Origin of the sequence: Streptomyces sp. NPDC088794, from assembly GCF_044750545.1 — a bacterium.
In the GTDB taxonomy this organism is placed as follows: domain Bacteria; phylum Actinomycetota; class Actinomycetes; order Streptomycetales; family Streptomycetaceae; genus Streptomyces.
In genome coordinates, this window is the sequence record NZ_JBIVKB010000006.1 from 281,054 (window position 1) to 301,628 (window position 20,575).

The 20,575-nt window shown below is 69.9% G+C and carries 20 protein-coding genes; 8 read left to right on the forward strand and 12 right to left on the reverse strand.

Annotated elements, in window-relative coordinates; all coding sequences use genetic code 11:
- Window positions 1–24: 24 nt before the first annotated feature.
- From ACIP6U_RS19785 to ACIP6U_RS19795, 3 genes are all read right to left on the reverse strand, one after another.
- On the reverse strand, window positions 25–654 hold the full coding sequence (locus ACIP6U_RS19785) for an LUD domain-containing protein (RefSeq protein ID WP_401719216.1): 630 nt from the start codon (window positions 652–654) through the stop codon (window positions 25–27).
- Window positions 655–760: 106 nt separating this feature from the next.
- The gene (locus ACIP6U_RS19790) at window positions 761–1,315 is read right to left on the reverse strand and encodes a hypothetical protein (protein ID WP_401719219.1); all 555 of its coding nucleotides are present in this window, start codon (window positions 1,313–1,315) and stop codon (window positions 761–763) included.
- Window positions 1,316–1,349: 34 nt separating this feature from the next.
- Window positions 1,350–1,796 carry a hypothetical protein gene (locus ACIP6U_RS19795; RefSeq protein ID WP_401719222.1) on the reverse strand — a complete coding sequence of 149 codons (447 nt, stop codon included), beginning with the start codon at window positions 1,794–1,796 and terminating at the stop codon, window positions 1,350–1,352.
- Between the two features lie 285 nt (window positions 1,797–2,081).
- Here ACIP6U_RS19795 and ACIP6U_RS19800 point away from each other — a divergent pair, with 285 nt between their 5' ends.
- A complete protein-coding gene (locus ACIP6U_RS19800) occupies window positions 2,082–3,902 on the forward strand; it encodes a bifunctional metallophosphatase/5'-nucleotidase (protein ID WP_401719225.1) in 1,821 nt (606 codons plus the stop codon).
- Between the two features lie 83 nt (window positions 3,903–3,985).
- Complete coding sequence (locus ACIP6U_RS19805) at window positions 3,986–4,438, forward strand: pyridoxamine 5'-phosphate oxidase family protein (RefSeq protein ID WP_401719227.1); 453 nt, start codon at window positions 3,986–3,988, stop codon at window positions 4,436–4,438.
- A 22-nt stretch (window positions 4,439–4,460) separates the two neighbouring features.
- Here the strand turns inward: ACIP6U_RS19805 and ACIP6U_RS19810 are convergent, their stop codons facing one another.
- Entirely contained in the window at window positions 4,461–5,324 is an 864-nt protein-coding gene (locus tag ACIP6U_RS19810) for an NAD(P)H-binding protein (protein ID WP_401719230.1), read from the reverse strand.
- A 187-nt stretch (window positions 5,325–5,511) separates the two neighbouring features.
- Here ACIP6U_RS19810 and ACIP6U_RS19815 point away from each other — a divergent pair, with 187 nt between their 5' ends.
- Window positions 5,512–5,802, forward strand: a complete 291-nt coding sequence (locus tag ACIP6U_RS19815; protein ID WP_401719233.1) for a hypothetical protein — start codon at window positions 5,512–5,514, stop codon at window positions 5,800–5,802.
- Here ACIP6U_RS19815 and ACIP6U_RS19820 read toward each other — a convergent pair.
- The 4 genes from ACIP6U_RS19820 to ACIP6U_RS19835 all read right to left on the reverse strand — a co-directional run bounded on the left by ACIP6U_RS19820 (window position 5,799) and on the right by ACIP6U_RS19835 (window position 10,206).
- Entirely contained in the window at window positions 5,799–6,449 is a 651-nt protein-coding gene (locus ACIP6U_RS19820; RefSeq protein WP_123998725.1) for a hypothetical protein, read from the reverse strand. The two genes, ACIP6U_RS19815 and ACIP6U_RS19820, sit on opposite strands and share 4 nt — an antisense overlap.
- Before the next feature lie 145 nt (window positions 6,450–6,594).
- Window positions 6,595–7,290 carry a GntR family transcriptional regulator gene (locus tag ACIP6U_RS19825; protein ID WP_401719236.1) on the reverse strand — a complete coding sequence of 232 codons (696 nt, stop codon included), beginning with the start codon at window positions 7,288–7,290 and terminating at the stop codon, window positions 6,595–6,597.
- 139 nt (window positions 7,291–7,429) lie between these two features.
- Window positions 7,430–8,785: an aspartate aminotransferase family protein gene (locus tag ACIP6U_RS19830; RefSeq protein ID WP_401719239.1), complete on the reverse strand. Its 1,356-nt coding sequence runs from the start codon at window positions 8,783–8,785 to the stop codon at window positions 7,430–7,432.
- A gap of 137 nt (window positions 8,786–8,922) precedes the next feature.
- The gene (locus tag ACIP6U_RS19835) at window positions 8,923–10,206 is read right to left on the reverse strand and encodes an adenylosuccinate synthase (protein ID WP_401719242.1); all 1,284 of its coding nucleotides are present in this window, start codon (window positions 10,204–10,206) and stop codon (window positions 8,923–8,925) included.
- Window positions 10,207–10,402: 196 nt separating this feature from the next.
- Between ACIP6U_RS19835 and ACIP6U_RS19840 the strand changes: the two genes are divergently transcribed.
- Window positions 10,403–11,284, forward strand: a complete 882-nt coding sequence (locus ACIP6U_RS19840; protein ID WP_401719245.1) for a diacylglycerol kinase family protein — start codon at window positions 10,403–10,405, stop codon at window positions 11,282–11,284.
- Window positions 11,285–11,337: 53 nt separating this feature from the next.
- On the opposite strand, the gene eutC is transcribed toward ACIP6U_RS19840, so the two are convergent.
- Window positions 11,338–12,087: an ethanolamine ammonia-lyase subunit EutC gene (gene eutC / locus ACIP6U_RS19845; protein ID WP_401719248.1), complete on the reverse strand. Its 750-nt coding sequence runs from the start codon at window positions 12,085–12,087 to the stop codon at window positions 11,338–11,340.
- On the reverse strand, window positions 12,084–13,475 hold the full coding sequence (locus ACIP6U_RS19850) for an ethanolamine ammonia-lyase subunit EutB (RefSeq protein ID WP_401719251.1): 1,392 nt from the start codon (window positions 13,473–13,475) through the stop codon (window positions 12,084–12,086). Before ACIP6U_RS19850 ends, eutC begins: the two co-directional genes overlap by 4 nt.
- A gap of 150 nt (window positions 13,476–13,625) precedes the next feature.
- On the opposite strand from ACIP6U_RS19850, the gene ACIP6U_RS19855 reads away from it, so the two are divergent.
- Both ACIP6U_RS19855 and ACIP6U_RS19860 read left to right on the forward strand, forming a co-directional pair.
- The gene (locus tag ACIP6U_RS19855) at window positions 13,626–15,134 is read left to right on the forward strand and encodes an APC family permease (RefSeq protein WP_401719254.1); all 1,509 of its coding nucleotides are present in this window, start codon (window positions 13,626–13,628) and stop codon (window positions 15,132–15,134) included.
- Between the two features lie 125 nt (window positions 15,135–15,259).
- Window positions 15,260–16,825 carry a hypothetical protein gene (locus ACIP6U_RS19860; protein WP_401719257.1) on the forward strand — a complete coding sequence of 522 codons (1,566 nt, stop codon included), beginning with the start codon at window positions 15,260–15,262 and terminating at the stop codon, window positions 16,823–16,825.
- 47 nt (window positions 16,826–16,872) lie between these two features.
- Here ACIP6U_RS19860 and ACIP6U_RS19865 read toward each other — a convergent pair whose 3' ends face one another.
- Window positions 16,873–17,400 (reverse strand): GbsR/MarR family transcriptional regulator, encoded by a 528-nt coding sequence (locus ACIP6U_RS19865; RefSeq protein ID WP_401719259.1) that lies wholly within the window; start codon window positions 17,398–17,400, stop codon window positions 16,873–16,875.
- A 74-nt stretch (window positions 17,401–17,474) separates the two neighbouring features.
- Between ACIP6U_RS19865 and ACIP6U_RS19870 the strand changes: the two genes are divergently transcribed.
- Both ACIP6U_RS19870 and ACIP6U_RS19875 read left to right on the forward strand, forming a co-directional pair.
- Window positions 17,475–18,395, forward strand: coding sequence for an ATP-binding cassette domain-containing protein (locus tag ACIP6U_RS19870; RefSeq protein ID WP_401719262.1), 921 nt, complete (start codon window positions 17,475–17,477; stop codon window positions 18,393–18,395).
- On the forward strand, window positions 18,392–19,960 hold the full coding sequence (locus ACIP6U_RS19875) for an ABC transporter permease (RefSeq protein WP_401719265.1): 1,569 nt from the start codon (window positions 18,392–18,394) through the stop codon (window positions 19,958–19,960). The genes ACIP6U_RS19870 and ACIP6U_RS19875 overlap by 4 nt, the downstream gene beginning before the upstream one ends.
- Before the next feature lie 12 nt (window positions 19,961–19,972).
- Here ACIP6U_RS19875 and ACIP6U_RS19880 read toward each other — a convergent pair whose 3' ends face one another.
- A complete protein-coding gene (locus ACIP6U_RS19880) occupies window positions 19,973–20,569 on the reverse strand; it encodes a Uma2 family endonuclease (protein ID WP_401719630.1) in 597 nt (198 codons plus the stop codon).
- Between the last annotated feature and the right edge of the window lie 6 nt (window positions 20,570–20,575).

Sequence of the window (20,575 nt, forward strand, 5' to 3'; positions counted from 1 at the left end):
TAACAGCGCCCTGGTACGGACCGGTCAGAATCCGATGGCCTCGCGCAGCAACAGCACGGTGCCGCGTCCGGGTTGGTGTTCCGCGTTGAGGACGAGCAGCCGGTTGACGGCACTGGGCCACCCGTACGCCTCCGTCGTACGGGCGCTCTCCAGCGGCAGGCAGTGGTCCTCGACGCGTCGCAGCGCGGTGTCCAGATCGGGTACGACCTTCTGCGCCCCGACGATCCAGATCGCGCGGGCGGCCCCGCCGGCGTAGCCGGGCAACTGGGTGCCGCTGCCCGAGGCGACGACCAGGGAGCCGGTCTCGGTGACCGCGGCGACACTGCCCACGATCACGTCGGGACCGGCGATCAGGCGCCGGATGTCGTCGGCCTCGGTGGCCCGGTCCATGGCCAGCACGCGTGGCCTGATGGCCTCGTACCGTCCATCGGCGTTGATGTCCTCCTCGATCCCGGACTGCCGGAGGGTCTCGCTGGCGCCCGTGAACACGTGGGCGCCCTCCGGTATCAGGTCCTTGACCCGGATCCGCGCGGCGGCGACGTCGTCGAGGATCTCCACGGCGAAACCGTGCGCGGTCAGCGCGGCGGCCGCGCGCTCGAGTCGCGGCTCGGGAGCGGGGTCGGTGAACGATGTCGCGGGCATCTGGGTGGTCATGGTGCCTCCGGGCTTCCCGTCCGCTGGGTGACGCGGTCGTGTCGACGGCGGGGCAGCAGCAGCCGCCCCACCTCTTCGACACCGCAGCCCGCCGGAATGTGAGGCCCTACCTGATGTCCTTCACCGAGGACGGTCCCAACTGCTTGGCGCTGGCGTACTCCGGCATCGTCATGGGCTTGTCGAACAGGAAGAACGACTGGTTCGTGCCGACCGTGAACTCCATGTACGCGTTCGTCGTGGCGTCGAAGCCGTAGTAGGCGTTGCAGGTGGAGCCCGATGTGTACACGCCGTCCATGCCGGGCTGCGCGAGCACCGCGACGCCGCTGTCGCTGGACTCCACCTTCTCCGTCGGAGTGAGCATCTTGCAGCGCGGCACCGGCAGGCCCTTCATGATGAAGTACCCGTACTCGCCCTTGGCGTTCTGGATGTAGACGTACGAGAGCTTGCCCCGCTGCCCCCACGTCTTGATCCACTGGTTGATCGCCTCGCGGGTCGGCGAGTACTCCATGCGGCCCGCCGGCTGCTGGGCCACGAGGTGGTCGTAGTTGTCCTGCTTGCGCTTGTTCTCCTTGTCCTGGCTGGAGTCGGTGCAGGAGGTCAGAGCGAGGCCCACGACGAGCGCGATGACGGCGGCCAGGGCCATGCGTACGGACTTCTTCATGCGGTGCTGCCCTCTTCCCTGGATGCGACGGGGATCAGTTGGTGCACGTCGTGCGCTCGGCGGAGACATCCAGCCGGTACGGCAGGTCCTTGTCGTGGAAGGGCGCGCGGTGCTCCTGGGCGGCCTTCGAGTTGTAGTCGTTGACCGACTCGAGCCGGCTGACCTTCAGCGCGGTGATCGACTGGTCGATCTGCGCCCTGCGCGTCGGTGAAGCGGACTCGCGCTCCTCCTGGAGCACCCGGATCGTCCCTTCGGCGTTCTGCGCGGCCTCGCACAGATCGAAGAACTCCTCGTACGTCGTCTGCCGGAAATCGCCCGAGGCGACGGTGTTCTCGCGCTTCTCCACCTCACCGCGGAACGGAGCGGTGATCCACGCGGCACTGCCGAACGCGAACGCCCCGATCACGTACAGCACCGCCAGCCCGATCACCCCGGCGACCGACCAGACCCCTAACCGTGCCCCTTCGCGTACCCCCCACATGGCCATCCCCCTTCGCGGGCGGTTCCGCGTCGGAACCGCCTTCCGCTGGAGAGGACATGACACCCGGGCGAAACGGTTCCCCGACCGGACGGCCCCCGTTGACCACCCCTTTCCCTCCCGCCGTCCGGAAATTGACCCGGAGATGGCCTGTTCCTGGTTCCTGGCGCACGGTCGGCCGAGAAGCATCTACGCGTGTAGTGCCACCGCACGGCAGATCCCTCGGACGCACATCCCGCAGACGCTTCGCCCCCGTTGACTCCGTCCCTCATCACCAGGAGCCCTTCCATGCCCGTCAGTCCCCTGAACCGCCGGGAGTTCGTGAAGAAGTCGGCCGTCACCGGGGCGGCCGTCGCCGCCACCGTGGCCGCGGCGCCCGCCCAGGCGGCCGACCGCACGCCGCACAAGCCCCACAAGGCGCCGAAGACCTGGTCGTTCTCGATCCTGGGCACCACCGACCTGCACAGCCACGTCTTCGACTGGGACTACTACCTGGACAAGGCCTACTCGGACGCCAAGGGCAACTCCGTCGGCGTCGCCCGGGTCGCGACCCTCGTCAAGCAGCAGCGCGCGGCGAAGGGCGAGGGGCACGTGCTGCTCGTCGACGCCGGCGACATCATCCAAGGCACCTCGCTGGCCTACTACTTCGCCCGCGTCGACCCGATCACCGGGACGGCCGGCAAGAGAGGCCCCAAGCACCCGATGGCCACGGCCATGAACCACATGCGCTACGACGCCGCCGCCCTCGGCAACCACGAGTTCAACTACGGCATCGACGTGCTGCGCAAGTTCGAGAGCCAGTGCCGCTTCCCGCTGCTCGGCGCCAACGCGCTGGACGCCAAGACCCTGCGGCCCGCGTTCGCGCCGTACACGGTGAAGAAGATCCGGGTCCCCGGCGCCCCGGACATCAAGGTCGGCATCCTCGGCCTCACCAACCCGGGCATCGCGATCTGGGACAAGGACAACGTCAGCGGGAAGATGGTCTTCCCGGGGCTCGTGGAGCAGGCGAAGAAGTACGTGCCCCGGCTGCGCGCCCTCGGCTGTGACGTCGTCTTCCTCACCGACCACTCCGGCCTCGACGGCTCCTCGTCCTACGGCGACCAACTCCCGTACGTGGAGAACGCGTCGAACCTCGTGGCCGAACAGGTCCCCGGCATCGACGCGATCCTCGTCGGCCACACGCACGTCGAGGTGCCGTCGTACACCGTCAAGAACGAGAAGACCGGCGAGGACGTGCTCCTGTCCGAGCCGTACTGCTGGGGCTACCGGCTGAGCGTCTTCGACTTCGAGGTCGAGCTGGAGCACGGCCGTTGGAAGGTCACGAAGAAGACCGCGCAGACCCTCAACCCCAACACCGTGGACGAGGACCCGGAGATCCGCGAACTCCTCGAAGCCGACCACGAGTTGGTCGTGAAATACGTCAACACGGCCGTCGGCACGTGCACCGAGGACCTCTCCGCGGCGGAGTCCTGCTGGAAGGACGTCCCGATCATGGACTTCATCCACGAGGTCCAGACGCAGACGGTGAAGGCGGGCCTGTCCACGGCGGACGCGGCCCTCCCGCTGATCTCGGTCGCCGCGCCCTTCTCCCGCACGGCCGACATCCCGGCCGGCAACGTCACCATCAAGGACATCGCCGGGCTCTACATCTACGACAACACCCTGTACGGCAAGAAGCTCACGGGCGCCCAGCTCAAGGACTACCTGGAGTACGCGGCCAAGTACTACTTCCAGGTGCCGGCCGGCACGAAGGTGGACACGGCGACCCTGACGAACGCCAACAGCTTCTGGGACTACATGTACGACACGGCGGCCGGTGTCTCCTACGACATCGACATCGCCCAGCCGGAGGGCTCCCGCATCAAGAACCTGGCCTACAACGGCACGGCCGTCACCGACGACCAGGTCTTCGTCGTCGCCGTCAACAACTACCGCGCCAACGGCGGTTCGGGCTATCCGCACATCGCCGCCGCCGACATCGCGTACAGCTCCACCAACGAGATCCGCCAGCTGATGATCGACTACGTCGTCGGCAAGGGCGAGTTGAACCCGGCGGACTTCGCGTCGACCAACTGGAAGCTGACGCAGGCGGGGACGGCGGTCTTCTAGCCGAGGCGTTCCAGTGACGGCGCATCGGGGCAGCCTCAATGACCCGGCAGTCCAAGAGGATGCCCCGAACCGATGGAGGCGTTGTGCCGTCCTGGTCCACCTTCGCGAAAGAAGCTCCCGCACTCGAAGCGGTCGCGCGTGAGCGTCTGCAGGCCCTGCTCATCGCCTATCTGGCGACCACCTCGCGCGGCGGTGCGCCGCGGGTGCACCCCGTGACGCCGATCCTCACGGACGAGGGTCTCTACCTGTTCATGGAGCCCGACTCTCCCAAGGGCCACGACCTGAGGAGAGACGGCCGTTTCGCGCTGCACGCGCCGGTCGACGCGCCGATACCGACCGTCGCCCAGGTCTATTTCGCCGGGCGCGGCAGGGCGGTCGAGGACACGGAGAATCGCGCGGCCGTGGGGTTAGCGGCCGACTATCCGGTGCTCGACCGTTTCGTGCTGTTCGAGCTGGAGGTCGAGACGGTGATGTGCACGAGGCCGGGGGTCGAGGACCCCTACGCGGTGACACGGGAGTTCTGGCCGCCGCGGTGAGGTGCGGTGCCGCCCGCTGTCCTCAACTCCGCGGAGTGAAGGCGTCCGCATGCTCCCCCGCCCACTGCGCGAACGTCCGTGCCGGGCGGCCCAGGAGCTTCTCCACCGTGGGGAGCACCTCCGCGCCCCGGTCGCTGTTCAGGGTGCGGTGCATGATCGCGTCGACGACCTCGGGCGGGAAGCCGTAGCGGGACATGCCGGTGCGGGCCACGTCGTCCGGGAGGGGCCGCAGGCGCACGGCGCGGCCCAGGGTCTCGCCGAGGATGCGGAGTTCCTCGGCGGGGGTCAGGGTCTGCGGGCCGCTCAACTCGTGGGTCGCGCCCCCGTGTTCGTCGGTCGTCAGGGCAATGGCCGCGATCTCCGCCAGGTCCGCCGGGTCGACGCTCGCCGCCGGGCGGTCGGCGAAGGGGGTGGACACCTCGTCTCCGGCGCGGAGTTGGCCCGCCCACTGGAGGGCGTTGGACATGAAACGGCCGGGACGCAGCAGGGTCCAGGCGAGGCCGTACGACGGGTCGGTGACCGCCGCCTCCGCCGCCGCGTGCCAGCGGGCGATCACGTCGGACCCGGCGCCGCCGTCCAGCACCGACAGCTTCACCACCCGGCGTACGCCCGCCCGGGCCGCCGCCTCGGCGAGCGCGCGGTCGTGGGTGGGACCGTCGGCCGCGCCGACGCCCTGCGCCGACATCAGGAAGGCCCCGGTGACGCCCGTGAACGCCGCCGCCAGGCTCGCCGGGTCGTCCGCGTCGCCGTACACCGCCGTCGCGCCCTCGGGCAGCCGGGCCTCGGCCGGGCGGCGCGTCATCGCCCGTACCGGCTCGCCCGCGGCCGTCAGCCGCCGTACCAGCTCGTTCCCCACATGGCCCGTCGCTCCGGTCACCAGGATCATCGCCGTCTCCCCTTCGCTCGCGCTTTTCCTCAGCGTGCTCGGGCCGGAAGGCGAGGTCATCGGACGGTGGGAGGCATCGCCGGGTCTCCCCGTGGAGTACGGGCGGGACGAGACCGGCCAATCCTTACATTTCAGGCATAGGGTGGAACCGTACGCGTGTGAGCGCCGGCAGAAGAAGGTGAGTGCTATGCGCGTGTTGCTGAAAGCCTCGCTCAACACCGAGAAGGCCAACGAGATCATCCGAAGCGGCAAGATGCCCCAGCTGATGCAGGAAGCCCTGGACAACATCAAGCCCGAGGCGGCCTACTTCACCGTCGACGGCGGTGTCCGTACGGCCTTCCTGTTCTTCGACATGCAGGACAGCTCGCAGATGCCCGCGCTCGGTGAGCCCTTCTTCCTGGACATGGACGCCAAGATCGAGTTGACGCCCGTGATGAACGGCGAGGACCTCCAGAAGGGACTGTCCCAACTGCGCTAGCTGAAGACGATCATCGACCCCTGCGCCAGACTCCGGGTCGCCGCCGCGTGCAGGCCGAGCCAGACATGACGTTCCCGGGAGAAGGGGCTGGGGTCGTACGGAGGCGGTACGGCAGGCTCTTCCAACCCGGTGGGCGCCCGCGGCGGTTCGGGGGGCGTCGGCGGGTTGGCGGGGTCGATGCCGATCGACGGCGCGACGAATTCCAGTTCGCGCAGCAGCGCCTGCGCGGAGCCCAGCGGGCCGCCGCCGGCGAGGAGTTCGTCGTTGGAGAGCGGATGGGGGAAGTCCACGGGGACGTACGCGCCCGCGTGGTCGTAGTGCCAGACCAGGTGCGACTGCTGGGCCGTCGTCTCGAACATCTCCAGCAACTGCTCGTAGTCGCCGCCCAGTTCGTCGACCGGCGTCACCGGCAGCTGGCACAGCTGCAACAGGTACACGCGGCGCAGGAAGTGCAGCGCGTCGTAGTCGAAGCCGGCCACCGGGGCGACGTCGCCGGACAGGCCCGGCATGTACTGGTACACCGGGACCGGCGGGAGCCCGGCGTCGGCCAGCGCCTTGTTGAACTGCGCGAGTTCCTCGGCGAACGGATTGTCGGGGGTGTGGCACAACACGTCGACGAGTGGGACCAGCCACAGGTCACAGGCCAAAGGTCGCTCCTAGTGCGGATCGGTCAGTCAGGGAAGGGTAATCGGTGAGGGGCTCAGCCAGCCCCCTCCTGACTGTTCTTCCCTCTCCACTGGCCGGATCCCCTCCCGGGGCACGTCGTTCGGAGCAGCCCCGGACGCAGTCGGGTCAGTCCTCGGCCAGGCACTCGATGAGCGCGAGCGAGTGCGTGTTGTACGCGGCGACGATCTTGTGGGCCGTGCTGATGTCCAGCAGCGCCAGGGCGTCGACCAGATCGGTGTGGTCGGACCACAGCCGGCCGCGCAGCTCGGTCAGCCGGCGCAGGTGCTGCACCACGCACACCCAGGACTGGACCCGCAGCCGGTGCAGGAAGTCCGTCAGATACGGATTGCCGAAGAGGATGCCCAGCTCGCGCCAGAACCGCAGGTCGTAGCCGATCAGCACGGTGACGTCACCGGCGAGCGCGGACCGCTGCGCCTCCTCGCCGCGCCTGCGCACCCCGGCGAGGGCGAGGGCCCGGCGCGGATCCTCACCCGGGCGCATGAGCTCGTGGCCGGCGTGCAGGGCGTGGAACATGCCGTCGGTGACCAGGCTGCGGGCCTCGACGATGCCCCGGTAGTCGGCGAAGGAGTACTCGTGGACGTGGAAGCCGCGGTGCTGGTCCGCGTCCAGGAGCCCCTGCGCGGACAGGTCGACCAGCGCCTCGCGCACCGGCGTCGCGGAGACGCCGTACTGCTCGGCGATCTCCTTGACCGTGAACTCCTGACCCGGCTGGAGCCGTCCGGCCAGCACCTCGTCGCGAAGCGCGTCGGCGATCTGCTGTCGCAGGGTGCTGCGGGTGACGGCGCCGCTGCTGCCGGGCATGTGTCGGACGTCTCCTCGTCGCGTCGGATGGCGTGCTCGTACACATCACTACGAGCAAGCCACCCTACGCGTTCGGATTCGCCGTGTTGACCCGCGTAACAGCGCACGATCGGAGTCGCCGCCGATGCGTCCGCTGTGACTACTTTGTGTACTCGTCCGCCACACCGAGCGCCGCGTCCAGCGCCGCGAAGCCCTCCTTCAGCTCGGCCTCGGTCACGTTGCACGGCGGCACGACATGGGTGCGGTTCATGTTGATGAACGGCCAGATGCCGTGCTTCTTGGCGGCGGCCCCGAAGGCGGCCATCGGCGCGTTCGCCTCACCGGCCGCGTTGTACGGCACCAGCGGCTCGCGCGTCTCACGGTCCTTGACCAGCTCCAGCGCCCAGAACATGCCGGTGCCGCGCACCTCGCCGACGCTCGGGTGCCGCTCGGCGAGCGCCCGCAGGGCAGGCTCGACGACCGTCGCACCCAGGGTCTTGGCGTTCTCGACGACCCCCTCCTCCGCCATGACGTCGATCGTCGCGACGGCGGCGGCGCAGGCCAGCGGGTGCCCGGAGTACGTCAGACCGCCGGGGTAGGGCCGCTTCGCGAAGGTCTCGGCGATCGCGCCGGAGATGGCGACCCCGCCCAGCGGCACATAACCGCTGTTCACGCCCTTGGCGAAGGTCAGCAGGTCGGGGGTGACGTCGAACAGGTCGGCCGCGAACCACTCACCGGTCCGCCCGAACCCGGCCATCACCTCGTCCAGCACGAAGACGATCCCGTACTTGTCGCAGATCTCCCGGACCCCGGCGAGATAGCCCGCCGGCGGCACCATGATCCCGGCCGTCCCCGGAATCGTCTCCAGGACGATCGCGGCGACGGTCGCGGGCCCCTCGAAGGCGATCGTCGTCTCCAGGTGCTCCAGGGCCCGCGCGCACTCCTGCTCCTCGGTCTCCGCGTAGAAGCGGGAGCGGTACAGGAAGGGCGCCCAGAAGTGCACGACACCGGCGGCGGCCCCGTCGGAGGCCCAGCGCCGGGGATCACCGGTGAGGTTGATCGCCTGCTGGGTACCACCGTGGTACGAGCGGTACGCCGACAGCACCTTCGGGCGGCCGGTGTGCAGCCGGGCCATCCGCGTCGCGTGTTCGATGGCGTCGGCGCCACCGTTGGTGAAGAAGATCTTGTCCAGGTCCCCGGGCGTCCGCTCGGCGATCAGCCGGGCCGCCTCGGAGCGGGCCTCGATCGCGAAGGCGGGCGCGAAGGTGGACAGGGTCGCGGCCTGTTCCTGGATCGCGGCGACGACCTTCGGGTGCTGGTAGCCGATGTTCGTGTAGACGAGCCCGCTGGTGAAGTCCAGATACCGGTGGCCGTCGTAGTCCCAGAAGTACGACCCCTCCGCGCCGGCCACGGCGAGCGGGTCGATGAGCTCCTGCGCGGACCAGGAGTGGAACACGTGCGCACGGTCCGCGGCCTTCACGGCGGCGCCGACCTCGGGATCTGTCTGAGGGGTCATGCGGGTGAGGGTAGGTGTCCGCGATACGGACGCGACATCGGCGTCCTGTCTGCGGTCGCGCCCGTCCCTTGGACAGGTTGTCGAAGGGACGGGCGCGCTGCCGCTGACAGCGGGCGCCGCCTACAGGGCCTGTAGGCCTACAGGAACGAGTTGACCTCGATCGTCTCGGTGCGGCCCGGGCCGACCCCGATCGCCGAGATCGGCGCGCCGGACATCTCCTCCAGCGCCTTCACGTACGCCTGCGCGTTCTTGGGGAGGTCGGCGAAGGTCTTGGCCTTCGTGATGTCCTCCGACCAGCCCGGCAGGTTCTCGTAGATCGGCTTCGCGTGGTGGAAGTCGGTCTGGGAGTACGGGAGTTCCTCGACGCGCTTGCCGTCGATCTCGTAGGCCACGCAGACCGGGATCTGCTCCCAGCCGGTGAGGACGTCGAGCTTGGTCAGGAAGAAGTCCGTCAGGCCGTTGACCCGGGTCGCGTACCGCGCGATCACCGCGTCGAACCAGCCGCAGCGCCGGTCGCGGCCGGTGGTGACGCCCCGCTCGCCGCCGATGCGGCGCAGCGCGTCGCCGTCCTCGTCGAACAGCTCGGTCGGGAACGGGCCCGAGCCGACGCGGGTCGTGTACGCCTTGAGGATGCCGATGACCCGGCTGATCTTCGTCGGGCCCACGCCGGCGCCGGTGCAGGCGCCGCCCGCGGTCGGGTTCGAGGAGGTGACGAAGGGGTACGTGCCGTGGTCGATGTCCAGGAGCGTGCCCTGGCCGCCCTCGAAGAGGACGACCTTGTCGGCCTCCAGGGCCTGGTTGAGCACCAGGACGGTGTCGGCGACGTAGGGCTTGAGCCGGTCGGCGTAGCCCAGCAGTTCCTCGACGACCTGGCCGACCTCGATGGCGCGGCGGTTGAAGACCTTGGTCAGGAGCTGGTTCTTGCCGTCGAGGGCCGCCTCGACCTTCTGGGTAAGGATCGACTCGTCGTAGAGGTCCTGGACCCGGATGCCGACGCGGTTGATCTTGTCCGCGTAGGTCGGGCCGATGCCGCGGCCGGTCGTACCGATCTTCCGCTTCCCGAGGAAGCGTTCCGTCACCTTGTCCACCGTCACGTTGTACGGCGTGATGATGTGCGCGTTTCCGCTGATGAGGAGCTTGGAGGTGTCGACGCCGCGGTCGTTCAGTCCGTTCAGCTCGGAGAACAGGACCGACGGGTCGACGACGACTCCGTTGCCGATGACAGGAGTACATCCGGGCGACAGAATTCCGGAAGGGAGCAGGTGCAGGGCGTACTTCTGATCGCCCACGACTACCGTGTGGCCGGCGTTGTTGCCGCCTTGGTAGCGCACCACGTAGTCGACGGATCCGCCGAGCAGGTCCGTCGCCTTCCCCTTGCCTTCGTCACCCCACTGAGCACCGAGCAGCACAAGTGCGGGCACGCGCGTACACCCCTTCCGGGCGGGGCATGTCCAAGGTCAGGGGCGCACGCGTACGGTTCACCGCCGTGTGCGCCGCGACCGTCTTCGGCCGCGAATTGCCGGACCCGGGTGCCCCGGAATAGACCAAGCCCCTGGCGCAATAGCGCAAGGGGCTCTTGCACAAAGATGCTACCCGAGGAAGCGAGGCAGGACCGAGGTGGCGACTTCCGCGACTTCCGAACAGCTGCTGGTGGTGATCGATCCGGTCGCCCGGCGGACGGACGGGGAGTCGGTACGCATCGCGAAGGACGTGCTCAGCGCGGGTGCCACCACGAAGGTGTGCCTGCCCGAAGGACCGGAGGAATTCGCCCGGGCACTGGCCCGCCGGGGCGCACGGCGGCCGGTGGTGATCGGCGACGACCGGGCCCTGATCCGCGCGGTGGCCCTGCTGCACCGGCAGCGGGAGCTGGCCGGATGTGTGCTGTCGGTGGTGCCGGTGGGCAGTGCGCTGTCCCTGGCGGGGGCGCTAGGGGTGCCCACGGGGGCGGTCGCGGCGGCGCGGGCTGTGCTCGACGGGGTCGCGCGGCGGATGGATCTGCTGGTGGACGACAGTGACGGGGTGGTGCTCGGTGCGCTGCGGATCCCCCCGGTGTCCCTGCGGGAGGCCGCGCTGGAGGAGCCTCTGTCGGCTGCTCCCGGTGGCGGGGCCGGGCACGGCTCGTGGCTGCGGACGTGCCAGTCGCTGGTACGAACCCTGGTGCCGGCCCGGCCGGCCCGTGACTCCCGCGATCCGCTCGACGTCCTGCCCCGGCCCAGACCGGCCCGGCTGCGGATCGAGGTCGACGGGGTGATGCTGGTCGACCTCGACCAGCCGGTGGAGGGCATCTCGGTGACTCCGTGTGCTTCGGGTCTTGCCGAGGTGGAGGTGCGGCCGGTGTCGGTGGGGGCGGAGGCGTCTCCGGTGGTGGCGCGGGGACGGCGGGTGACGGTGTCGGGGGCGGATTTCCGGTACCGGGCGGACGCGGTGGTGGCGGGGCCGGTGCGGACGCGGACGTGGGTGGTCCGGGAGGGGGCGTGGGGACTTACGTTGCCGGGGTGACGGGGTGACGGGGTGACGGGGTGACGGATCGACGGGATGGTTCGCGGGGCCGGCTACTCAAGAAGCGGCGTGTCCGTCTCGTCCTTCAGCCCCACCCCCGTCGCTCCCAACTCCCTTGCCCTTCCCATCAATCCCGCCAGTTTTCCGGCCGCCATCTCGTACGACAGGCCCAGTGGTGGTCGGATGTTGGAGAGGCAGTTGCGGTCCGCGTCCGTCGTCACTCCCGGTGTGGGCCGGTACGTCAGGTACGCGCCGAGCGAATCCGCCGCGGACATGCCGGGGCGTTCGCCGATCAGGACGATCACCGCTTCCGCGCCCATCGCGGACGCGATGTCGTCGCCGAGGGCCACGCGGGACTGTTCGGCCAGCACCACCGGCGCGATCCGCCAGGCCGGGAGGCGGGTCACCGTCTCCCTCACCATCGCCGCCGCGTGGTCGTGCACCGCCCGGCTGGACAGGCCGTCCGCGATCACGAACACCGCGTCCCAGTCGCCGGTGGGCAGATGGGCGCGGTCGGTGGGGTGCAACCGGCGGCCCAGGTCGGGGCGTTGGAGGTAGGTCAGGCGGTCGCCGGCCGCGCTGCGGACCCGTACCGTCTCCATGCCCGCCAGTCCCGCGGCGACCAGGTCCGGGTCGAACGGCGAGTGGACCGCGTCCCGGGCGGCGGCGTGCGCGGTCTGCAACTCGAGGCGGTGGCGGGTCGGGAGGGCGGTGCCGGCCCGGCCGAGGCCGATGCGGGCCTGGGTGCGCAGGCGCAGGGATGCCCACAAGTCGCCTGTATCCAGAGCCAGTTGGTCGGTCATGCGGCCAGCTCCCGTCCGATCGCCGTCAATGGGTGCGCTCCCGGCGCGGCCGCGATCGCGCCCCGCTCGTCCAGCAGTCCGATCGACCCCAGCCAGGCCTCGAACTCCGGTGCCGGGCGCAGTCCCAGCACCTCACGCAGGTACAACGCGTCGTGGTACGAGGCCGATTGGTAGTTGAGCATGATGTCGTCGCCGCCCGGCGTGCAGATCACGAAGGAGGCGCCTGCCACGCCCAGCATGGTGAGCATCGTGGCGATGTCGTCGTCATCGGCGTCCGCGTGGTTGGTGTAGCAGATGTCCAGGCCCATGGGCAGGCCCAGCAGCTTGCCGCAGAAGTGGTCCTCCAAAGCCGCCCGGAGGATCTGGCGGCCGTCGTACAAGTACTCCGGACCTATGAAGCCCACCACCGTGTTCACCAGGAGCGGGTCGTAGCGGCGGGCCACCGCGTACGCCCTTGCCTCCACCGTCTGTTGGTCCACCCCATGGTGCGCGTCCGCCGACAGCGCGCTGCCCTGGCCGGTCTCGAAGTACATGACGTTCTGCCCGACCGTGCCCCGGCCGAGCTTGCGCGCCGCCTCGTACGCCTCGTCGAGCAGGCCGAGGGTGACGCCGAAGGACGCGTTCGCCGCCTGCGTACCGGCGATGGACTGGAAGACGAGATCGACGGGGGCCCCGCGTTCCATCAGATCCACGCTCGTCGTGACGTGGCACAGGACGCAGGACTGGGTCGGGATCGCGTACCGGCCGATCACTCCGTCCAGCAGCTCCAGCAGGTCCCGTACCGCCTTCGGGCTGTCCGTCGCCGGGTTGATGCCGATCACCGCGTCGCCCGAGCCGAGCAGCAGGCCGTCGAGCAGGGCCGCGGCCACGCCCGCCGGGTCGTCGGTGGGGTGGTTGGGCTGGAGGCGGGTGGCGAGGCGGCCCGGCAGGCCGATCGTGGAGCGGAAGGCCGTCACCACCCGCGCCTTGCGGGCGACCGCGACCAGGTCCGCGTTGCCCATCAGCTTCGACACCGCCGCCACCATCTCCGGCGTGAGCCCGGGCGAGACAGCGGCCAGCGCCGCCGCGTCCGCCGCCTCCGACAGCAGCCACTCCCGCAGCTCCCCGACCGTCAGCCCGGCCACCGGCGCGAAGGCGGCCGGGTCGTGGGTGTCGAGGATGAGCCGGGTGACGTCGTCGGTCTCGTACGGGATCAACGGCTCGGTCAGGAAGGCCGCGAGCGGCACCTCGGCCAGCGCCCAGCGGGCCGCGACCCGTTCGCGGGCGCTGCCGGCGGCGAGTCCGGCGAGCCGGTCGCCGGAGCGCTCGGGGCTCGCGGCGGCGAGGAGGCGGGCGAGCGAGTCGAAACGGTGGCGCTCGCCGCCGAGGGTGGAGGTGTAGGCGCTCATGCCGGTGACCGTACGAGCCACTTGTTGCGGCCAGATTTCTAAAGGTCTGGTTGACAAGTATTTAACGTCCCGACACCCTTGACCGACTCATTCGGGCGACAGAGTTCCGGTCCAGTACACCAGCGGACGACCAGGAGAGGGGCCACCCCGATGGCAGTGGACGAGGGAGTCGCCCCGGCGGCGAAGACGGACGAGGAAGGGACCGTTCACCGGCTCAAGCCGAACGCGATCGGCCTGCTGGGCGTGGTCTTCATGGCCGTCGCGACCGCCGCGCCGATCACCGCGATGACCGGCAACGTGCCCTTCATGGTGTCGTCGGGCAACGGCATCGGCGCCCCGGCGAGCTACCTCGTCGCAATGGTCGTCCTGGCAATCTTTTCCGTCGGCTTCACCTCGATGGCGAAGCACATCACGTCGACGGGCGCGTTCTACGGCTTCATCTCGTACGGCCTGGGCCGGACCGTGGGCCTTGCGTCGGGCCTCCTCGCCACCTTCGCGTACGTCGTGTTCGAGCCGGCGCTGATCGGCATCTTCTCGACCTTCGCCACCGGAACCCTCAAGGACCAGACGGGACTTGACATCCCCTGGTGGGCCTTCGCGATCGTCATGCTGGCCATCAACGCGACCGGCACCTGGTTCGGTGTCTCGGTCGCCGAGAAGCTGCTGATCGTGCTCCTCGGGACCGAGGTGACGATCCTGGCGGCGATGGCGATCTCGGTCGCCCTGCACGGCGGTGGCCCGGACGGCTTCAGCCTCGACCCGGTCAACCCGGTCAACGCGTTCAAGGGCACCAGCGCAGGCCTCGGCCTCTTCTTCGCCTTCTGGTCGTGGGTCGGCTTCGAGTCGACGGCGATGTACGGCGAGGAGTCCCGCAACCCGAAGAAGATCATCCCCAAGGCGACGATGATCTCCGTCCTGGGCGTCGGCGTCTTCTACGTCTTCGTCTCCTGGATGGCCATCTCCGGCACGGGCGAGGCGAACGCCGTGAAGGTCGCCACCGACAACCCCCTCGCGCTCTTCTTCAACCCCACCGAGCGCTACGTCGGGCACTGGGCCGTCGACGTCATGCAGTGGCTGATGATCACCGGCTCGCTCGCCTGCGGCATGGCCTTCCACAACTGCGCCAGCCGCTACATGTACGCGCTCGGCCGCGAGGGCGTCCTGCCCTCCCTGAAGAACACCATCGGCCGCACCCACGCCCGGCACGGCTCCCCGCACATCGCGGGCCTGGTGCAGACGGTCGTCTCCGCCGTACTGATCGGGGCGTTCTGGGTCGCGGGCAAGGACCCGTACAACGCGCTCTACGTGCTGCTGGCCATCCTCGGCACGATGGCGATCCTGGTGGTGCAGGCGGTCTGTTCGTTCGCCGTCCTGGCCTACTTCCGCAAGAACCACCCCGAGAGCAGGCACTGGTTCAGGACCTTCACCGCCCCGCTCGTCGGCGGCATCGCGATGCTCGCGGTGGTCGTGCTGCTGGTGTCCAACATGGGCGTCGCGGCGGGCGCGGAATCCGGCTCCCTGGTCCTGAAGGCGACACCCTGGCTGGTCGCCCTGGTCGCGGCGACGGGCATCGGCTACGCCCAGTACCTGAAGCACCGCGCACCCGAGCGGTACGCGCTCCTGGGCCGGACGGTGCTGGAGGAGACCAAGGAACGGTAGAGGTGGGCGGGCGGTGACCGGCCGGCGGCGGCGGAATGGTGAACTGACGGACAACCATTGGTGTTCCCCGTGTGTCTCACGTGGCGTGGCGGGAGCGATGGTCGCTTCGCCGAGGGGAGCCACCGATGTCCAACCGCCGGTACCGACTGGGGGCCGCGCTCGCGGTCTTCGCGGCCTCGATCGCCGCCTGGCTGCCCGTCACGTCCGCCCAGGCGGCCGACGCCGACGGCCCGGTCGTACGCATCCATGTCCAGGACGACAACCTGGGACTGCCGCTGCCGCCGACGGACGACCCGCCGCAGGTGAACTGGGGCCTGGACAACGACGGTCCGGGCACGGCGAAGGACGTCACCATCAAGGCGGACCTGAGTGACGTCATCGACTGGGTCACCCCGGACGCGACCGTTCCCGCCGACCACATCTACACCTGGTCGACGCGTGACGTCCCCGAAGGCCCGGGGGACGGCTCGCTCATCGGCCTGAGCGCCAAGCCCGGCACCCCGCTCGGCACCACGGGCACGGTGACCCTCAGCGGTACGTCCACCAACGGCACCGTGGTCCCGGTCACCGTGAAGGTGACCGTGGGCACCAACGACCTGACGGTCAACCAGCTCAAGACCCGCAAGGGCGACAAGCCCGGGTCCACGATCGACACCCCGATCACGATCAGCAACGTCGGCACCCTGCCCTCCGACGGGGTCCAGCTGCGGATGCGCACCACCATCGGCCTAGGGTACGCGGTGCACTACTCCAACTGCGTGTACTCCAAGGAGAGTCCGGACGGCTACGGCCTCACCGAGCAGGCGCTGTGCACGTTCGACACGGTCGTCGAGCCCGGCAAGAGCTACCGCGTCGACCAGCCGGTCGGCCTGGACGTGACCGAGCAGGCCCTGTTCGACTACTTCAGCCATGAGGCCCTGCCCCTGTCGGGTCCCGGTGCCGACCTGCGGTCCGGCAGCGGCCCCGTGCTCTCCCTCGTCCCCGCCGGAGCCGCCGCCACCGACGGCGTCGACCTCGACCGGCAGCACATCGACGCCGACAACACCGCCGACATGGTCGCGGACGGCGACAACGTCAAGGGTGAGCGCGGCGACCTGGTGCACGTGACCATGTCCCTCACCAACGAGGGCCCGGGCTGGGTCGGTTACAACGCCAGCGACGACCAGCCGGCGCTCATGTTCACCGTCCCGACCGGCGCCAAGGCGGTGGAGATCCCCGAGCTGTGCAGCGTGTGGCACATCGACGGCCCCAGCGGCGAACAGACGCCCGGCGCACCGAAGTACATCTGCCAGTCGAGTCCGAACGAGTTCACCGTCGGGGACTCCCGCACCTTCGAGTTCGGCCTGCGGATCCGCGCGAACGCCAAGACCACCACCGGTGAGGCCAAGGCGATGACGGTCTACGGCAACGTCATGGCGTTCGACGACAACCACGCCAACGACACCTCGGCCGTCACCGTCGAGGTCGAGGGCACCGACAGCACCGCGACACCCAGCCCCTCGGCGTCCCCCACGTCCGGGACCGGCACCGGCGGCAACGACCCCAGCACACAGACGGTCTCCTCCGACGGCACCGGCTCCCTCGCCTCCACCGGCAGCAGCGGCACCGTGCGCGTGGCCGCCGCCTGGGGCGCGGGCGCGCTGTTGCTGGGCGGCGGGCTCGTCGTCATCGCGCGGCGCAGGAAGTCGTAGGCAGGAAGTCGTACGCAGGTAGTCCTGAGCAACAACTCGTCAGAGGATCAGGTGTCTTCGGCGGGGCGTCGGCCCCCGCCGAAGACCTGGTCACGATGGACGCGCCAACGGTCCATCATCAGCGCGATCTCACCGTCGATGAACTCGAAGAAGGCCTGGGTCTCGGCGAGTCGGCGTCCTGCGGGCGAATCCGCCCCGAGGTTCTCGACGCCCTCGCGCAGCGCGACCGCCCAGCGCTTGAGGATCGCCTCCCGGCTGGTCAGCGCCTCGTACCACTGGTCGCTGTGCACGCGGTAGCGCTCGCGCCGTGAACCGGGTTCACGCTCGCGCGCGACCATGTGCGTCTGGGACAGATAGCGCACCGCCCCGGAGACCGCCGCCGGACTGATCCGCAGCCGCTCGCCCAGCTCGGCCGAGGTCAGCACGCCCTCGTCGGACGCGAGGAGCGCGGCGAAGACCCGGGCCGGCATCCGCTGCATCCCGGCCTCGACCAGCTGCGCCGCGAAGCCCTCCACGAACTTCGAGACCGCCTCCGGGTCCCTGGCCTCCCGGTTCCTGCCCGTCTGTTCCGTCATGGTCACCACCCTAACCGGGCTTCATACGCTTCCTTAACTTCACAAATTTCTGAAAGAAGCGTACGTTCTGAACCATGACGAAGGCAATCACGGCCGTCGGGCTCCACAAGTCCTTCGGCCGCACCCACGCCTTGGACGGCCTCGACCTGGACGTCGAAACCGGCGAGGTGCACGGCTTCCTCGGCCCCAACGGCGCCGGCAAGTCCACCACCATCCGGGTCCTGCTCGGCCTGCTGCGCGCCGACTCGGGCGCCGCGCAGGTCCTGGGCCGCGACCCGTGGGCGGACGCCGTGGAGATCCACCGCCGGATCGCGTACGTCCCTGGTGACGTGACCTTGTGGCGCAACCTCTCCGGGGGTGAGGTCATCGACCTCTACGGCCGGTTGCGCGGCGGTCTCGACACCGGGCGGCGCGCGGAACTGGTCGACCGCTTCGAGCTGGACCCCACCAAGAAGGGCCGCACCTACTCCAAGGGCAACCGGCAGAAGGTGGCCCTGGTGGCCGCGTTCGCCTCGGACGTCGACCTGTTGATCCTGGACGAACCGACCTCCGGCCTGGACCCGTTGATGGAGGAGGTCTTCCAGCGCTGCGTGGAGGAGGAGCGGGACCGGGGCCGCACGATCCTCCTGTCCTCCCACATCCTCAGCGAGGTCGAGGAGTTGTGCGACCGGGTGAGCATCATCCGCAACGGCCGCACGGTGGAGAGCGGTTCGCTCGCCGACCTGCGCCATCTCACCCGGACCAGCGTGACGGCCGAACTCGCGGGCGAGCCGGACGGGTTGGCCGGACTGCCCGGCGTGCACGACCTCGACGTCCAGGGAAAGCGGGTCCGGCTCCAGGTCGACAACGACGAACTCGACGCCGTACTGCGGTCGTTGACGACGTCGGGGGTCCGCTCGCTGACCTCGACACCGCCGACCCTGGAGGAGCTGTTCCTGCGGCACTACCAGGACACCGACACCGACACCGATACCGAAGGGGTGGCGGCCCGATGACGACGTTCACGGGCACGGGGGTGCTGCTGCGCTTCTCCCTGCGCCGGGACCGGGTGATGATCCCGGTGTGGGTGGCGGTGAACACGCTGATGGTGCTGTCCATCCCCGGCACCCTCAAGAGCACGTACGCCACCGCCGCCGACCGCGCCGACCTGCTCCACCAGGTCGCCACCAACTCCTCCTTCCGCGCGCTGATCGGCCCCGTCTTCGACGACTCCCTCGGCGCACTCACGGCCTGGCGCGTCGGCGTCTACGCGGGCGCGCTCGCCGGTGTCACGGCGCTCCTGGTCGTCGTACGCCACACGCGTGACGAGGAGGAGAGCGGCCGGCAGGAGCTGATCGCCTCCGGCGCGGTGGGCCGCAGGGCCTCGCTGACGGCGGCGCTGCTCGCGGCGGCGGTCGCAAGTGCCGTACTGGGACTGCTGGTTGCGGCGGGCCTGTCCGGTCAGGGCGCGGCCGGGGCGGTGGCCTTCGGCCTCGGTCTGGCGGGGGTGGGCATGGTCTTCGCCACGATGGCGGCGATCGTGGCCCAGCTGACGGAGAGCGCGCGTCTGGCCCGGGGCCTGACGGCGGGCCTGCTGGGCACGGCCTTCGTCCTGCGCGCGGCGGGCGACGCGGCCTCGACGGACGGCTCGTCCCCGCTCACCTGGCTGTCTCCCCTCGGCTGGCTGGAGAACCTGCGCCCCTTCGCGGCCGAACGCTGGTGGGTGCTGGGCCTGTTCGCGGCGGCGGTCGCGCTCCAGGGCACGGTGGCCTACGGGTTGGCGGGCCGCAGGGACGTGGGCATGAGCTTCCTGCCGACCCGCCCGGGCCCGCCGACCGGCTCTCTCGGCACGGCGGCCGCCCTGGCCTGGCGCCTCCAACGCGGCGCCGTCCTCGGCTGGTCGATCGGCTTCTTCCTGGCCGGGGTGGTCTACGGCGGCCTCACCGACGGCGTGGCCGACCTGGTCGGCGACAACAAGCAGGCCCGCGAGATCTTCGAGCGGATGGGCGGCCAGAGCGGTATCACGGACGCGTTCCTCGCGTCTATGACGGGCATGCTGGGCCTGGTGGCCGCCCTCTACGTCGTGGCCTCCGTCCTGCGCCTGCACGGCGAGGAGACCTCGGGCCGCGCGGAACCCCTCCTGGCGAACGCGGTCGGCCGCCTGCGCTGGGCCGCCGGCCATCTGGCGGTGGCCTTCGGCGGCTCGGTCCTGATCATGCTGCTGGCGGGGGCCGGTCTGGCGGCGGGCTACGGCAAGGAGGTCGGCCCGATCCTGGGCGCGTGCGTCGTCCAGGTGGCGGGCGTGTGGGTGATCGGCGGGTTGGCGGTCCTGCTGTACGGACTGGCCCCACGCCTCGCCCCGGCGGCGTGGGGAGTCGCCGGAGCGGTCCTGCTGATCGGCTGGGTGGGCCCGGCACTGGACGTACCGCAGACAGTCCTGGACATCTCCCCCTTCGGACACCTGCCGAAGCTGCCGGGCGGGGGGATGGAGTGGGGACCGGTGCTGGTACTGCTGGGTATCGCGTTGGTGCTGGTGGGCGGGGGGCTGGCGGGGTTGCGACGCCGGGACATGACGACGTGACGGGGGCGGTCCTCAGCCGACGTATTGCTTGAGTACCTCGGTGTCGATCACCATCCCGACGGGGTCCGGGAGCTTGACTTCCCCACCGAACCTGACTGTGTGGAGGTCCCGGTAACCGTCGTCGGGGTGAGGCTCGCTGTGCACGACGACCGAGCGCTTGTCCCGGTCGATCAGCAGATGGACCGGGATCCCGGCCTCGGCATACGCTCGGGGCTTCTCCACACGGTCAAGGTGGTGCGTGTCGGAGTCGTAGGACGTGATCTCCATCGTCATCAGCACACCGTCGGGGTCGGACCAGTCACCGTCCCCCGCAAAGTGCCCCACCGGTGCGAGCACACCGTCGGGCAGGACACGCCCCTGGCGATGGACCTCCACCCTCAGACCCCGGGAGGGATAGAGGCCGAGTTCGGGCCAGGACGGCAACCATGTGCGGATCAACCACATGACGATCGAGCCGTGATTGCCATCGGTCGCTTTCCTGAGCCCCATCCGCCCGCCGACGAACTCGAACCGGACGGTCTCGATTTCCCGCTCGGCGAACGCGGCGATCTGCTCGAACTCCTCCACCGACAACTGATCCGGCGTGCCTGGCACGATGTCCCCCTTCATAGACGG